This is a genomic window from Shinella sp. GW835-FHT14H05 (assembly GCF_058793575.1).
On record NZ_JBXAFY010000002.1, the window covers coordinates 57,142 to 71,028 of the forward strand.

General features: G+C 64.1%; 13 protein-coding genes. 3 read left to right on the forward strand and 10 right to left on the reverse strand.

What is annotated here, in order from left to right:
• Nucleotides 1–7: 7 nt before the first annotated feature.
• Nucleotides 8–1,768: a sulfite reductase subunit alpha gene (locus AC1Q6Z_RS07700; protein WP_492647309.1), complete on the forward strand. Its 1,761-nt coding sequence runs from the start codon at nucleotides 8–10 to the stop codon at nucleotides 1,766–1,768.
• 2 nt (nucleotides 1,769–1,770) lie between these two features.
• Here AC1Q6Z_RS07700 and AC1Q6Z_RS07705 read toward each other — a convergent pair whose 3' ends face one another.
• Complete coding sequence (locus AC1Q6Z_RS07705; RefSeq protein WP_492647310.1) at nucleotides 1,771–2,268, reverse strand: DUF3016 domain-containing protein; 498 nt, start codon at nucleotides 2,266–2,268, stop codon at nucleotides 1,771–1,773.
• A gap of 499 nt (nucleotides 2,269–2,767) precedes the next feature.
• Between AC1Q6Z_RS07705 and AC1Q6Z_RS07710 the strand changes: the two genes are divergently transcribed.
• Entirely contained in the window at nucleotides 2,768–5,521 is a 2,754-nt protein-coding gene (locus AC1Q6Z_RS07710; RefSeq protein ID WP_492647311.1) for a GAF domain-containing protein, read from the forward strand.
• On the opposite strand, the gene AC1Q6Z_RS07715 is transcribed toward AC1Q6Z_RS07710, so the two are convergent.
• From AC1Q6Z_RS07715 to AC1Q6Z_RS07750, 8 genes are all read right to left on the reverse strand, one after another.
• A complete protein-coding gene (locus AC1Q6Z_RS07715) occupies nucleotides 5,518–5,895 on the reverse strand; it encodes a response regulator (RefSeq protein ID WP_435264963.1) in 378 nt (125 codons plus the stop codon). The two genes, AC1Q6Z_RS07710 and AC1Q6Z_RS07715, sit on opposite strands and share 4 nt — an antisense overlap.
• A 17-nt stretch (nucleotides 5,896–5,912) precedes the next feature.
• Nucleotides 5,913–6,104 (reverse strand): DUF3008 family protein, encoded by a 192-nt coding sequence (locus tag AC1Q6Z_RS07720; protein ID WP_256115396.1) that lies wholly within the window; start codon nucleotides 6,102–6,104, stop codon nucleotides 5,913–5,915.
• A gap of 144 nt (nucleotides 6,105–6,248) precedes the next feature.
• The gene (locus tag AC1Q6Z_RS07725; RefSeq protein WP_492647842.1) at nucleotides 6,249–6,806 is read right to left on the reverse strand and encodes a fasciclin domain-containing protein; all 558 of its coding nucleotides are present in this window, start codon (nucleotides 6,804–6,806) and stop codon (nucleotides 6,249–6,251) included.
• Nucleotides 6,807–6,961: 155 nt separating this feature from the next.
• Entirely contained in the window at nucleotides 6,962–7,684 is a 723-nt protein-coding gene (locus AC1Q6Z_RS07730; RefSeq protein WP_492647312.1) for an anti-sigma factor, read from the reverse strand.
• On the reverse strand, nucleotides 7,681–8,220 hold the full coding sequence (locus tag AC1Q6Z_RS07735) for a sigma-70 family RNA polymerase sigma factor (protein WP_492647313.1): 540 nt from the start codon (nucleotides 8,218–8,220) through the stop codon (nucleotides 7,681–7,683). The genes AC1Q6Z_RS07730 and AC1Q6Z_RS07735 overlap by 4 nt, the downstream gene beginning before the upstream one ends.
• 108 nt (nucleotides 8,221–8,328) lie before the next feature.
• Nucleotides 8,329–8,787, reverse strand: coding sequence for a DoxX family protein (locus AC1Q6Z_RS07740; protein ID WP_492647314.1), 459 nt, complete (start codon nucleotides 8,785–8,787; stop codon nucleotides 8,329–8,331).
• A 21-nt stretch (nucleotides 8,788–8,808) separates the two neighbouring features.
• On the reverse strand, nucleotides 8,809–9,993 hold the full coding sequence (locus AC1Q6Z_RS07745; protein WP_492647315.1) for a DUF5624 domain-containing protein: 1,185 nt from the start codon (nucleotides 9,991–9,993) through the stop codon (nucleotides 8,809–8,811).
• A 34-nt stretch (nucleotides 9,994–10,027) separates the two neighbouring features.
• Nucleotides 10,028–11,170 carry a hypothetical protein gene (locus AC1Q6Z_RS07750; RefSeq protein WP_492647316.1) on the reverse strand — a complete coding sequence of 381 codons (1,143 nt, stop codon included), beginning with the start codon at nucleotides 11,168–11,170 and terminating at the stop codon, nucleotides 10,028–10,030.
• A gap of 160 nt (nucleotides 11,171–11,330) precedes the next feature.
• Between AC1Q6Z_RS07750 and AC1Q6Z_RS07755 the strand changes: the two genes are divergently transcribed.
• The gene (locus AC1Q6Z_RS07755; RefSeq protein WP_492647317.1) at nucleotides 11,331–12,233 is read left to right on the forward strand and encodes a LysR family transcriptional regulator; all 903 of its coding nucleotides are present in this window, start codon (nucleotides 11,331–11,333) and stop codon (nucleotides 12,231–12,233) included.
• Nucleotides 12,234–12,277: 44 nt separating this feature from the next.
• Here the strand turns inward: AC1Q6Z_RS07755 and AC1Q6Z_RS07760 are convergent, their stop codons facing one another.
• Nucleotides 12,278–13,867, reverse strand: coding sequence for an ABC transporter substrate-binding protein (locus AC1Q6Z_RS07760; RefSeq protein ID WP_492647318.1), 1,590 nt, complete (start codon nucleotides 13,865–13,867; stop codon nucleotides 12,278–12,280).
• Nucleotides 13,868–13,887 lie beyond the last annotated feature (20 nt).

Consider the following 13,887-nt stretch of genomic DNA (forward strand, 5'->3'; position numbering starts at 1 on the left):
AGAAACGATGAAGATCCCCTATATCCCGGAAGACGCACCGTTCAACGCCGACCAGCGCGCCTGGCTTTCCGGCTTCCTCGCCGGCCTGCATTCCCGCCTCGCCATCGAAACGCCGGCCGTCGCTGCTGCTAGTGCGTCGGCAAAGGCGGCAAGCCTGCACATCCTCTACGGCACCCAGACCGGGAATGCCGAACGGGTGGCGATGGATGCGGCCGCGATCGCGCGCAGCCTGGGGCTCGCGCCGGAAGTGGCCGGCCTCGACGATATCGGCATGGCCGAACTTGCCGCCATGCAGCGCCTGATCGTCGTCACCTCCACCTATGGCGAAGGCGAGATGCCGGACAATGCGCAACTGTTCTGGGAGGCGCTTTCCGCCGCCGCCGCGCCGCGGCTGGAAGGCTTGCGGTTCGGCGTGCTGGCGCTTGGCGACACCGGCTACGACGGCTTCTGCCAGGCGGGAAAACTCATCGACATGCGCCTCGAACAGCTCGGCGCGACGCGCATCCTCGCCCGGCGCGACTGCGATATCGACTACGAGGACCCGGCCGCCGCATGGGTCGGCGAGGCCCTGCCGCTTGCCGCCGCGACGGCGGACACCGATGGCATTGCCGTTGTGGCACAGCCGCTTGCCGCTGCCGCCCCGGCCCGCGAGGTTTCCGGCTGGAGCCGCAAGAACCCCTACCCTTCACGGCTCGCCGTCAACCGCCGGCTTTCCGGCAGCGCGTCGGCCAAGGAGATCCGCCACTACGAATTCGACCTCGGCGACAGCGGGCTCACCTACGAAGCCGGTGACGCGCTCGGCGTCATGCCGGTCAACGACCCCGCTCTCGTCCACCTCCTCCTGTCCCGCCTCGGCGCCGATCCGCAAGCGCCCATCGGAGACGTGCCGCTCGAAGCCCTGCTCACCACGAAGGTCGAAATCTCGACCCCGTCACGCGACCTGATCGCCGAGGTGGAGCGCCGCGCCGGCAATGAGGAGCTGACCCATGTGCTGCGCAACGGCGACAAGGAAGCGCTCGACGCCTTCCTCTGGGGCAAGGATATCTGCGACCTGCTGTCGCTCGCGCCCGAAGGAACCTTTTCACCCGCGGAGTTCACGGCCCTGCTGAAGCCCCTCCAGCACCGCGCCTATTCCATCTCGTCCAGCCCGCAGGCCGCCAGCGGCAGCGTGCACCTGACGATCGCCAGCGTGCGTTACCATACGGATGGCCGCGACCGGGGCGGCGTGTGCTCGACCTTCCTCGCCGACCGCGTGGCGCAGGATGGGACAGCTGGCATCTTCGTCTCCCAGAATAAGTCCTTCCGCCTGCCCGCCGACAACGACGCGCCGGTGATCATGGTCGGCCCCGGCACCGGCATCGCCCCCTTCCGCGCCTTCCTGCAGGAACGCCGCACCCGTGGCGCAAAGGGCCGCAACTGGCTGTTTTTCGGCGACCAGCACCGCGCGAGCGATTTCATCTATGAGGACGAACTGGCGGAGATGAGCCGCGACGGGCTGCTGACACGGCTCGACCTCGCCTTTTCCCGCGACCAGCAGGAGAAGATCTACGTGCAGACGCGCCTGCGCGAGAACGGCAAGGCGCTCTACGCCTGGCTGGAGGACGGCGCGTCCTTCTACGTCTGCGGCGACGCCAGCCGCATGGCCCGCGACGTGGACAGCGCGCTTGCCGACATCATCGCCACCCATGGCGGCATGACGGCAGACCGCGCGACCGACTATATCGCCGGGCTGAAGCGCGAAAAGCGCTATCTGCGCGACGTCTACTGAACTCAGCCGGCGGACGCCGAAAGCTTGCCGAAGCGCTTGCGGAACCAGTCGGCAAGCAGGCTCTTCTCATGCGCCAGCCGTTCGGACCGCCGCGCCGCCGGGCTCCAGAGATAGGTGGCATTGGTGAGGGTTTCCTCGCCGCGGGCGAGGACCCTGGCGCCTGCGCGAAGCGTGTAGCGCAGCTTGAAACGCGGCGGCGTGGAATCGCGCAGGATGCGGACGTCGTACAGGCCGGTGTTCCAGGGTTCGTATTGTCCGGCAAGCCGCACATCCAGCACTTCGATATCGAGGCGCCGGCCGGGTTTCAGGTAGCGCTTATCGAGCTTGTGCAGATAGCGCGTCAGCTCGGCGGTGATGCGCTCGCTTTTCGCCTCGCTGCGGAAATCCCGGTCGCGGTATCGTTCGGGATGGACGAAGGCGACGCGGACCGCCGCCTCGGCGACGGCGGTGGTGAGCATCAGGGCTATGGTGGCCATTGCAAGACACTTCACGACACGCATGAATCTTCTCCGCTCATCGGGATGGTCGCATAGGCAGAAGATGGGTTTTCATACGCCGATTTCACCGGCACGACGATCGAAACAAATTCATCTTTCGTCACGCGACAGAAACATGATAATTTTAGTCGCCTTAATGCATCCAGCTCCGTGGCACCTTCTGGCGGCAGCTATTTTGGACAGGGCATCCCGATCCAGAAACGCCGCATAGATAGTCTCCGGCGTCGATCCGATCCGCCCTGAGGGATATTCCGTCGATCATCCATGGCTCTACGCTCCCTTCGCAGCCACCGCATTGCGAGCAGTCTGAAGGGAAAGCGGGACTTTTACGAGGTCACCAGCGGCGCTTCAACGTCGCCGGAGTAGCTCTCCTTCGCAGCGGATCTGGCCTGGCGGATATACGCCGCAAGCCGCGTAGAATTTGACGGATGCCAATTCCATTGACCGCAGAGATGAGTACAATCCGGCAAACTGCTTTGCTCATCAGTCGAGGTCCTACAACGTGCCGGCGCAACAGGACGACGATCAGAAGGCCCAACCGGCCGTGACCATGCCGCCCGCCTCCACCGAAGGCCTTGCCGCGAGCGAAGCGCGCCTGCGGTTCCTCGACGTGCTGGGCAAGGCGACGGCACCGAGCGCGGATGCGGACGAGATTCTCGCGATCACCACGCGGATGCTCGGGCAATATCTCGACGTCTCCGTCTGCGCCTATGCCGACATGGAGCCCGACCAGGACCATTTCACCATCCGCGGCGACTGGAGCGCGTCCGGCTCGTCCAGCATCCGCGGCTATTACAGCCTCGCCGCCTTCGGCGTGCGCGCGGTGGACGATCTGCATGCGGGGCGGCCGCTCGTCATCAACGACAACCACGCCGAGCTGCCGCCGGAAGAGGCCGCCACCTTCCAGGCGATCGGCATTTCCGCCACCATCTGCATGCCGCTCGTCAAGCAAGGCCGCCTTACTGCGCTGATGGCGATCCACCACCGGCAGCCGCATGTCTGGCAGCCGACGGAACTCGCCCTTCTCGGCGAGGTGACGGAGCGCTCCTGGGCGCATATCGAGCGCGTGCGCTCGCAGCAGACGGCGCGCGAAGCGGCGGAGCGGCTGAAGCTCGCGACGGACGCCGCCTCGATCGGCATCTGGGATTTCGACGTCACCGCCAACCGGCTGACCTGGGATACGCGCTGCAAGGCGCTGTTCGGCCTGCCGGCGGATGCCGAGATTACCTATGAAGGCAGCTTCCTGGCCGGGCTTCATCCGGACGACCGCGACCGCGCGGACAAGGCGGTGCAGGAATCGGTCTTCGGCACCATCACGAAACCCTTCAATATAGAATACCGGACGATCGGCATCACCGACCACCGAGAGCGCTGGATCGCCGCAAACGGTGACGTCGTCGCCTCAGACGACGGCGTGCGGTTCGTCGGCTCCGTGCGCGATATCGCCGCGCAGAAAAAGGCCGAACGCCACCTTCAGATCATGAACGATACCGGCGCGACGATTGCCGCCGAACTCGATCTCGAAAAGATCGTCCAGACCGTCACCGATGCCGGCGTCGAACTGTCGGGCGCGGAATTCGGCGCCTTCTTCTACAATGTGCTCGACAACGAGGGTGGGAGCTACATGCTCTACGCCTTGTCGGGCGCCCCGCGCAGCGCCTTCGAGACCTACCCGATGCCGCGGGCGACGGATGTCTTCAAGCCCACCTTTCTCGGCGAAGGCGTGGTGCGCTCCAACGATATTTTGAAGGACCCCCGCTACGGCCACAACCTGCCGAGAAAGGGCATGCCGGAAGGCCATCTGCCCGTGCGCTCCTATCTGGCGGTGCCGGTCATCTCGCGGTCCGGCGCGGTGCTTGGCGGCCTGTTCTTCGGCCACCAGGAGACGGGGCGTTTCGGCGAGGAACACGAAACCGCGCTGCTCGGCATTGCCGGCCATGCCGCAACCGCGATCGACAACGCCCGGCTGTTCCAGGCCGTGGAGGCGGAGCTCGCCGAGCGGCGGCGCGCGGAAGCGGCCCTCCAGGCGCTGAACGCCACGCTGGAAGAGCGGGTGGCCGAAGAGGTGGCCGAGCGCGCCAAGGCCGAGGAGCAGCTGCGCCAGGCGCAGAAGATGGAGGCGGTCGGCCAGCTGACCGGCGGAATCGCCCATGATTTCAACAACATGCTGGCCGTCATCCTGGGCGGCCTCAGCATGCTGCAACGGCGGCTTGCCCGCGGTGACACCGATGTCGGCCGCTTCGTCGACGGCGCAGTGGATGCGGCGCAGCGCGCCGCGACGTTGACCCAGCGGCTGCTCGCCTTTTCCCGGCGCCAGCCCCTTTCGCCGCAGCCACTCGATCCCAACCGCGTGGTCGGCGGCATGAGCGAGCTCTTGAACCGCACACTGGGTGAGACCGTCGCGCTCGAAACCGTGCTTGCCGCCGGCGCCTGGCAGATCAATGCCGACCCTGGCCAGCTCGAAAACACGCTGCTCAATCTCTGCGTCAATGCCCGCGACGCCATGCCGAACGGCGGGCGGCTGACGATCGAGACGGCGAATATCTATGTCGACGAGCGGTATGCGCGCGACGCCGGCCTGGAAACCGGCCAGTTCGTGCTGATCGCCGTCACCGATACAGGCACCGGCATGGCCGATGCCGTCGTCGCCAAGGCCTTCGACCCCTTCTATACGACGAAGGCGGTCGGCAAGGGCACCGGGCTCGGGCTCAGCCAGGTCTACGGCTTCGTGCGGCAGTCGGGCGGCGCGGTGAAGCTCTACTCGGAAATCGGCGTCGGCACGACGGTCAAGGTCTACCTGCCGCGGCACTACGGCGCGATCGCCGCCGCGGAAGAAAACACGGCCGTGCAGCACCTTTCCCCCGGCCGCGAGGGAGAGGTGATCATGGTGGTGGAGGACGACGACCGGGTCCGCGCGGTCTCCGCCGATGCACTGCGCGAACTCGGCTATACGGTGATCGAGGCGGCGGACGGCGCAGAGGCCCTGCGCATCATCGAAGGCGGCCAGACCCTTTCGCTGCTCTTTACCGATGTCGTGATGCCGGGCATGTCCGGCCGCGAGCTGGTCGATCAGCTGCGCACGAAGGGCGTGAGCGTGCCGGTACTCTATACGACCGGCTACACGCGCAACGCCATCGTGCACAACGGCATCCTGGAGCCCCATACGCAGCTTCTGCCAAAACCCTTCACGATCGAGGATCTCGCAAACAAGATCCGCTCGATCCTCGACGTGAAATCCCTGCGGGAAGCCGATTAGGACGCGATGCGGCGGCCGACCGAGCGACTGCGCTTGTCCAGCGCCTTGGCGAGCGCATCGATGATGTCTTCGTCGCTGAAGGGCTTCCGCACCACCGCGAGCGCGCCATCGAAACCCTGCTGGACCGGGCCAGGATCGCCCGTCACGAAGATCACGTCGATGCCGAAACGGTCGATCAGGCGGCGGGCGAGCAGATGGCCGCTGTTGCCGTCGGAAAGGCCGAGGTCCACCAGCGCAATATCGGTGCGCGGTGCGTAGGCAAGCGCCTGCTCCATGGTCGAAACCGGGCCGATGGTCTCATGGCCCTGTTCCTGCACCACCGTTTCAAGAAGTTCCGCAATCAGCGATTCATCCTCGACGATCAACACCCGCATATCCATCCTCCTCTGGGTCAGTCCGATTTCGACACGTGTTCCGGCTTGCCCTTTCGCTTGGTCGAAGCCATTTCCTTCAATTCGCCTTCGGACATCGATTTCTCCATGTCCTTGGACGCGCCTTTCAATTCGCTCTTCTTGATGTCGCCGCGCTTGGCCGCAAGGGCTGCGCCCGCGGCCTTTTGCTGGGCTTTCGATTTTGCTGGCATGGGAAGACCTCCGTGAGCTTTCGCCCTCGAACTGTCGAAGCCGCCAAAAGTTCCACGCAGCAAAAAGGCCGCCGGCAAAACCGGCGGCCCAAGGCTGCTAAAGGCTGATCCGCGCTGGATTCGAGGCGAACGCGGATTTCGAGGTCAGGCCTTCGGCAGCAGAACCTTGTCGATGACGTGGATGACGCCGTTCGACTGCTTGACGTCAGCGATCGTTACCGTGGCCGTGCCGCCGGTCTCGTCGGTCAAGGTGATCTTGTCGCCGTCCATCTTGGCCGACAGCATGCAGCCGCCGACGGTCTTGACCGGATGATCGCCCTTGTCATCGGCGATCATCTTGCCGATCGCATCGGACATCGCATTGGCCGAAACCACATGGCAGGTCAGAACCTTGACGAGCTGGTCCTTGTTTTCCGGCTTCAGCAGCGAATCGACCGTGCCGGCCGGAAGCGCCGCGAAGGCTTCGTTCGTCGGCGCAAAGACGGTGAACGGACCGGCGCCCGAAAGCGTCTCAACGAGGCCGGCAGCCTTCACCGCGGCGACAAGTGTCGTGTGATCCTTCGAATTGACGGCGTTCTCAACGATGTTCTTGTCTTCGAACATCGCCGCGCCGCCGACCATCGGGTTTTCAGCATGAGCGGCAAAGGCGCTGAGTACGAAAACGGAGGCGAGAGCGGCGGTGCGGAGCGTGAAACGGATCATGGTGGGGTGGTCCTTCTTTTCGGCCCGCATGATGCGGGTCCTCCCGGTTGCGATGCCCGACGGGCAATCACTTCGAGCAACGGGACCTCGGGAAAAAGAGTTTCAGGACCAGCGATCTTTTTTCGTAATAGATTGAAAAAGCGCGGAAAATTCGGTCAGTCGAACCGCGCAGCGCCCGACGCGATGACCGGTCCGGTCGCGCTGCCCGTCGGCGAGCCGCCGAAAGGTTCGACGCTGACGGCCAGCACCGCGCCCTGCACGAGGCGCCCGCGCATCACGGCCGGCACGGCGAGTTCGCCCTCGCCGGTCTGCGGCAGCACGCCGAGCGAGACCGGCGCCTTGCCGTCTTCGACGAGCCAGAGTTCCAGCGATTTTTCCTGCGCCCTGCCGGCAGCGACCGGTGTCACGCGAAGCGTACCGCTGGCATCGTCATACCGCGCCACGAGATTGACGGTCGCTCCCTCGCCCGCCAAATCCGCAATCAGCTGCCCGCCTTGTACATGACGTGGCCCGACAAACGTGCTCATCCAGATGCCAAGGCCGGCGGCCACAGTGATCGAGGCGAAGGCCAGCGAGCGCCAGAGCGCCAGCGAATTCCAGAAGCCGCCAGACAAAACCGTGTCGCGCGGAGTTGCGCCGAGAATGCGCTGTTCGATGGCGGAGAAGGTCTGCGGCGAGGGTTGCAGCGCCTCGTAATCGTCGTTGAAGGTGGCAAGGTTTTCCTCCCAGCGGCTCACCATGGCGGCGAACGCGCGGTCGCGCGCCAGCCGCGCCTCGACCTTGCGGCGATCTTCGGCGGAAAGTACCCCGAGCACATATTCGCCGGCGATCACCTCGTCGCGGCGGGGGTCTTTCATGTCTTTGTCGGGCGCCGTCATCGGCTCATGCACTCTCTCAGTTTCAAAAGGCTCCGGCGAAGCCAGGTTCTCACCGTGTTCAGCGGCACGCCATGCATCTCCGCGAGCTCCTCATAGCTGAGGCCCTCGACATAGGCTCGCCGCACGGCGGCCGCCTTGTCGGGTTCGAGCCGATCCATGCAGGCGTCGATCCGTCGGCCCTCCGAGCGCAATATGGCATTTTCTTCCGGCGTCGCCAGCGGGTCGGCAATATCGTAGGCCGCATCGATGTCTGACGCCACCGGCTTGCGCGCTCGGATTCGGTCGATCGCCTGATGGCGAGCGACGGCGGCAAGCCAGGCCATCGCATGGGTTTCACTCTCGACATAACGGTCGGCGCGCTGCCAGATCTTGACGTAAACATCCTGCAACACCTCTTCCGCATCGCTCCTGTCCTTGAGGATACGAAAGCAGATGCCAAAAAGTTTCGAGGCGGTCAGATCATAAAGGGCGGCAAAGGCCTTGCGGTCCTTCAGCGACACGCGCCCGATGAGATAGGAGATGTTGTCGCCGGTCACACGTCTTCCATCCTGTCGCTCAGGTACACGGATCCTATTACGGAAATGCCCATCGAATGGATCATTCGATGGGCACGAGGAGCCGGAGAGCTTTGTGATGGAGGCCGGTCAGATCTGCCGGCCGATGAGGTGATCGAGCGAATGGCGGTTTGCGCCGCGCACCACGAAGAACAGCGTGATCGCCGCCCATAGGATCGATTTCTCCGCGCCGAACAGCCCCTGCTCTTGCAGCACGCCATGGAAATAGACGGTGACAAGCAGGATGACGGTCGTCACCAGCGCGGCGAACCGGGTGAAGAGCCCGAGCATCAGGCAGACGCCGCCGGCAAACTCGCTGACCGAAAGCAGCGGCGACCAGAAGGCGCCCGGATAGAAGCCGATGCTCTCGACCATGCCGGCGGCACCGAACGGATCGAGGATTTTCGGCAGGCCATGCGTGACGAGAAGCCCGCCGGCCACGACGCGCAAAAGCGTCTCGGCGCCGACATGCAGCCGGCCGTAGAGCGGGGAAAGCGAGGGGATATAGAGGCGTGCGGAAGCCGTCGGCTCCGCGTTGGAATTCGACATGGTGCGCTCCTTTGGGGTTTTTCAGCTGGGACAGTCGGCCCGCTCGGCAGCCGGATAGGCGGTGTTGGTGAAGCCGGGGATGGTGATCGCCGCCGGATCGAGACCGTTGTCGCTGAGTTCGTCGATGATGAATTCGGCGACAGAGTTCGACAGGAGCTGGCGCGGGTCTTCCATCACCATGCGCAGCCGGGAGATGGCAGTGAAGCGGTCGTCCGGGTGTTTCAGCCGCGGCATTTCGCTGAGCGTGCCTTGGGGATCAGTGATCACCGAAGCCTCGCCGATATCGGGCACGAAGGCGGGGAAGCCGTCAAACATCTTCCCGCCGATCTCCGCCGTCACCCGCGTCTTGCACCAGAGCGTGCGGTAGGCCTTCTCCAGGTCTTGCAGATCGGCACCGCTCTTGATCATGTCGAGGTTGAGGCTCGGCGCGTGCGGCGAGATCAGCAGATGCTCGGGCGCAAGCGTCTTTTGCGAGGCGCGCCACAGGAGGTGGCACATATTGTTGGTGGCCCAGGTAAGGCCCGCCGTCGGCCGGCCGGAACTGCCGCAGATCATCACCATCACGGTACGCCAGTCGAGCTCCAGCGTGTTCAGCCAGCGCATCATGCGGTGGGTAATGTCGAGGAAGGTCAGCGCGAAGGTCGCGACCATGACGTCATTGTAGGGAACCGGCAGGCCACCCGGCTGCGATGGCTCCAGGAAACGCTCGCGAAGCGCTGCGTAGGTGAAGACGGAGGGGTCCGAAAGCCCGGCGCGAAGATAGTCTTCGCTGGCACGGCAGGCATAGTCGACCACGTCGACAATCTTCCGCTCCCAACCCTTCCACGCCTCGACCGCGACCTCGTCGGTCCAGTAGGGCACGGTCGAGATCGCACGCACCTCCTCGCATTGCGCCAGGAACCGGCGAGCCCAGACCTCCCATCCATCCATGCTCTCCTCCTGCATCTCCACCACCCAGGCCATGGCGGTGCCGAGATGGGAGACGGCGGTCAGTTCCTTGAAACCGCGGGTGCTGTGTCGAAAGCTCTCATAAACCGGGTCGCGACCGCGGCCGGGGAAGAGCACGAGGTCGGACCCGGTCGAGATCAGGAGAGGCGTATCGGCGGTCGCATCGCGCTTCTTCTGGCTGAGTTCGGCCGCGATGCTGTTCGGGCCGGTGTAAAGCTCGTAGAGATCGACGAAACGCGGATCGGGTCTGTAGGACATGGACTGAATGCTCCTGAAACGGCGAAACCGCTGTTCAACCTAGAAATTCATAAATCGCGGTGTTTTCCGAGAACCGGACGTCCGGCGTCAGGCTGTTCGTCACGACGAGATGCTGCCTGCCATCGGCCTCGAAGAAGGCGGCATCCGTGCCGCCGAAGGTCTCGAACTGGTCGACGCGTTCCCATGTTTCTCCGGACCAGACGTAGATCACGGAGAGGAGATCGGTCTTCGGCGCCTTCGGCGAGCCCTCGATGAAGTTGACCTGCACGAGATAGTGCCGGCCGCCGCGGGTGATGGAGGCGAATTCGCGGCCGCCCGGGCCGCTGAGCACCTGCATTGGCGCGAAACGCACGCCGTCCCACCGGTAGACGACCGTGTCGTCGGCGATGGCGGCGAAGGCCACCTGCACCGGTCCGGGCGCCGGCAGGACATGGAAGGCGCGGCCGGTCTTGCCCTCGAAACGCTGCAAGATTTCAAAGGTCTCGCCGGTCCATTCCAGCATCACCGACTTGCCGGTATGGTCGGCATAGGCAAGAAACTGCCGTTCGTCGACGACGATCTTCGTCCAGTTGTAGCCCCAGGGACCGTCGAGCGTCAGGAAGGGCACGAAGGCGGCGCCATCCCATTCGAAGATCGTGGACTGCCGCGGATTGGTGGCCTCGACGCCCTCGACGGTCACACCGAGAGCCAGCGCCAGGAAGAAGCGATCTTCGAAGCGCAAGGCCTTCCACTGCTTGGCGAGGAAACCGGCAAAGCGCTGGAACGGCACCCATTCGCCGCCGACATATTCGTAAACAACCGAATCGACATTGGGCTGATAAAGCCCCGCCCCCGTGCGGGCACTGGCGGTGGCGAGGAAACGCCGATCGCCGATCGTGAAGAATTCCGCATCCTCGCCGCCCGGAACCGGCAGGGTGGAGGTCGGCACGAAGCCGCCGTTCAGCCATTCGAAAATCAGCAGATCGGTGTTGCTGTCGCCGCTGTTCATATGCGCCGGCAGGTCCGCCACGTCATAAGCAAGCTGCGGGATGGCGAGAAAGAGGCGGCCATCCATGCGGAAGATTTCGCAGGCGCGGGCGCCGGAGGTCGGCAGGCTCGCGACGCGCCGCAGCAGCCCGCCCTCGGACAGGACGCTTCCGTTGCGCTCCTCCCGCTCGCTCCTCATTGCTTTATCCACGAATGCCTCCCTGCATGATGATTTCTCCGCCCATTATTGGGAGAATTCGCCGCGCGCAGCCAATTCAATTTTTGCGCGTTTTGTTTTGCAAAATGCATCAATCACTGCCTATCATCCCATCGTCTAAAACGACAAACAAATGCCGCCCCGGATAATCGCCATGAACTTCAAGCACTTGCTCTATTTCCGCACGCTCGCCGAGGAGCTGCATTTTCGCCGCGCGGCCGAAAAGCTCAACATAACCCAGTCGCCGCTGTCGATCGCGATCCAGAACCTGGAGGAGGAGCTGGGGGCGCCGCTGTTCCTGCGCACCCAGCGCAGCGTGCAGCTCACGGAATTCGGCCGACTGCTCTATCACCATTCGCTCGGCATTCTGGAGCGCATCGATACGTGCGAACAGGAAATGAAGGCGGTGGCGAGCGGCAAGGCCGGGCAGTTGCGCATCGGTTTCACCGCAGCCTCCTCCCTGCTCTCGCCGTTTCCGGCGTTGATCCACGCATTCCGCAACCACTATCCCGATATCAACGTCACGCTGAAGGAACACACCAGCATCGCCCAGTTGCGGGCGATCGGCGAGCGGGAGCTGGATGTCGGCGTAATCCGCCGTCCGCAACGCAACCTCGTCTCCGGCATCTCGTTCCGCAAGCTTGCGACGGACCGGCTGGTCGTCGCGGCGCACCGCGGCCACCCGCTACTCGAAAAGACGGAGATTCGCATCCAGGACCTCGCCGATCAGAATTTCATCTTCTATCCGCGCAAGATCGGCGTCGGCATCTACGACCAGTTCATCGAGCTGTGCGGCAAGCGCGGCTTCTTCCCGAACATCGTGCAGGAGGCACAGGAGGCGACGACGATCATCGGCCTCGTGGCGTCCGGCCTCGGCATCGCAGTCGTGCCGTCGGGCCTGCAATTCATCAAGATCCCGAATGTCGCCTTCCTGCCGCTTGCCGATGACGATGCGGAAACCGACCTGTTCCTGGCCTTTCGCGCCGGCGAGGAAAATCCCCGCATCGCCCATCTCATCCGGCTGGCGCAGACGGCCTTCCACAACCAGGAAGGCTGAGGCCTTTCAGCCCCAGCCTGCCCGTTCAGAATTTTGCGCCAGACCTATTCGTCGAGCCAGGTCGAGGACTGGTCGAGGTAGAGGAAGTTGCTGGGATTGAAGGTCCAGCCCTTCAGCGCGGCATTCATCGCGACGATGCGTTCCAGCCAGACGACCGGCACGGAATAGGACTTTTCATAGAGCCGGCTTTCGAAGGTGCGCAGCAGCGCCATGCGCTTGGCCTTGTCCTGCTCCAGTGCCTGCTTGTGCCACAGATCGTCGAGTTCCCGGTCGGTGAAGCGGCCGGCCGAACGGGCCGACACGTCATGCGAGACATATTTCGTCATCTGCTCGGTCGGCTCCTCGCGCAGCGCCGAATAGATGTCGATGATCACTTGGTAGGACCCCTCGGAAAGGGCGGCCGCCCATGGCGGGGTCTCGACCACGACGTTGCGGGCGTTGACACCGATCTGGCGCCACTGATCCGCCAGGAAGACGCCGAAATCGACGACGATCGGCGGGCCGTTACGCACGGTCAGGTCAAAACTCAGGTTCTCCTGGCCGGCCTCCTTGAGCAGGCGCTTGGCCTCCTCACGCGCCGCCGCGATGTCGGTGCCGAAACCCGCCATCTTCTGAAGTTCGGCGTCGGAGGCGGCGAACTGCCCGCCCGGCAGGAAGATGCCGCCCGCATAACGCATTTCGGTCGTGCGGCCGAGGCCCTTCACGCCGCCCCAGCGGTCGATGGCGAGGTTCAGCGCGCGGCGCACGCGCTCGTCGTCGAACGGCGGCTTTTCGGCATTGAAGGTCACCAGGAAGTGGGTGAGCGCCGGGCCGGATTCGATGGAAATGCCGTCACCAAGGCTCTGCTTCAGCCGATCGGCACCCTGCGGGCTGACGCCGCGGAAATCCGTGTGGATCTGCCCGGCCTGGATGGCGTTCACCACCGCCGGCCCTTCCATCGTGTAGGATTCGAGCCCGTCGAGATAGGGTTGGCCCTCGCGGAAATAATCCTCGAACTTCGACGACTTCCAGACCGAGCCCGAGACGAACTCATCGAAGACGAAGGGGCCACTGCCCATGACCTTCTCTTTCGGATAGCTCGCCTCCGACTTCAACAGCGCTGCCGAATAGACGCAATTATAGGGCGAGGCGAAGGTGCCGAGCACGGATTCGTCCCATTCCTTCAGCTTGAAGCGCACCGTGTAGTCATCGACGACGTCGATCTTCTCGATCTGCCGGAAAGTCTCCAACCGCTCCGAAACAACGCCTTCCGGCGGCCAGGTCAGGCGATCGTAGGTCGCCGCGATGTCTGCCGCCTTCAGGTCGCTGCCGTCGTGGAATTTCACGCCCTGGCGAAGCTTGAAGGTGTAGGTGAGATCGGCGGGGTTGGCCTCCCAGCTATCGGCAAGGTCCCCCTCGATATCGGGATAGCTGCCGGGCTTGAAGCGCAGCAGGGTGGAATAGTGCGGCGCAAGCCGCATCAGGGCCGCAAAATGGTTGGCGGCGTGGCAATCGAAATTGGCGGGATCGTCACTCACCGCATAGCGCAGGATGCCGCCCTCCTTCGGCACCGGCTCCTGCGCGGCCGCGACAGCGCCGTTCATCAGCAGCGCCCCCATTGCGGCGAGCGCCAGTATCTTCCCGTGGATCGTCATGTCGTTTCCTCCCTAGAAAC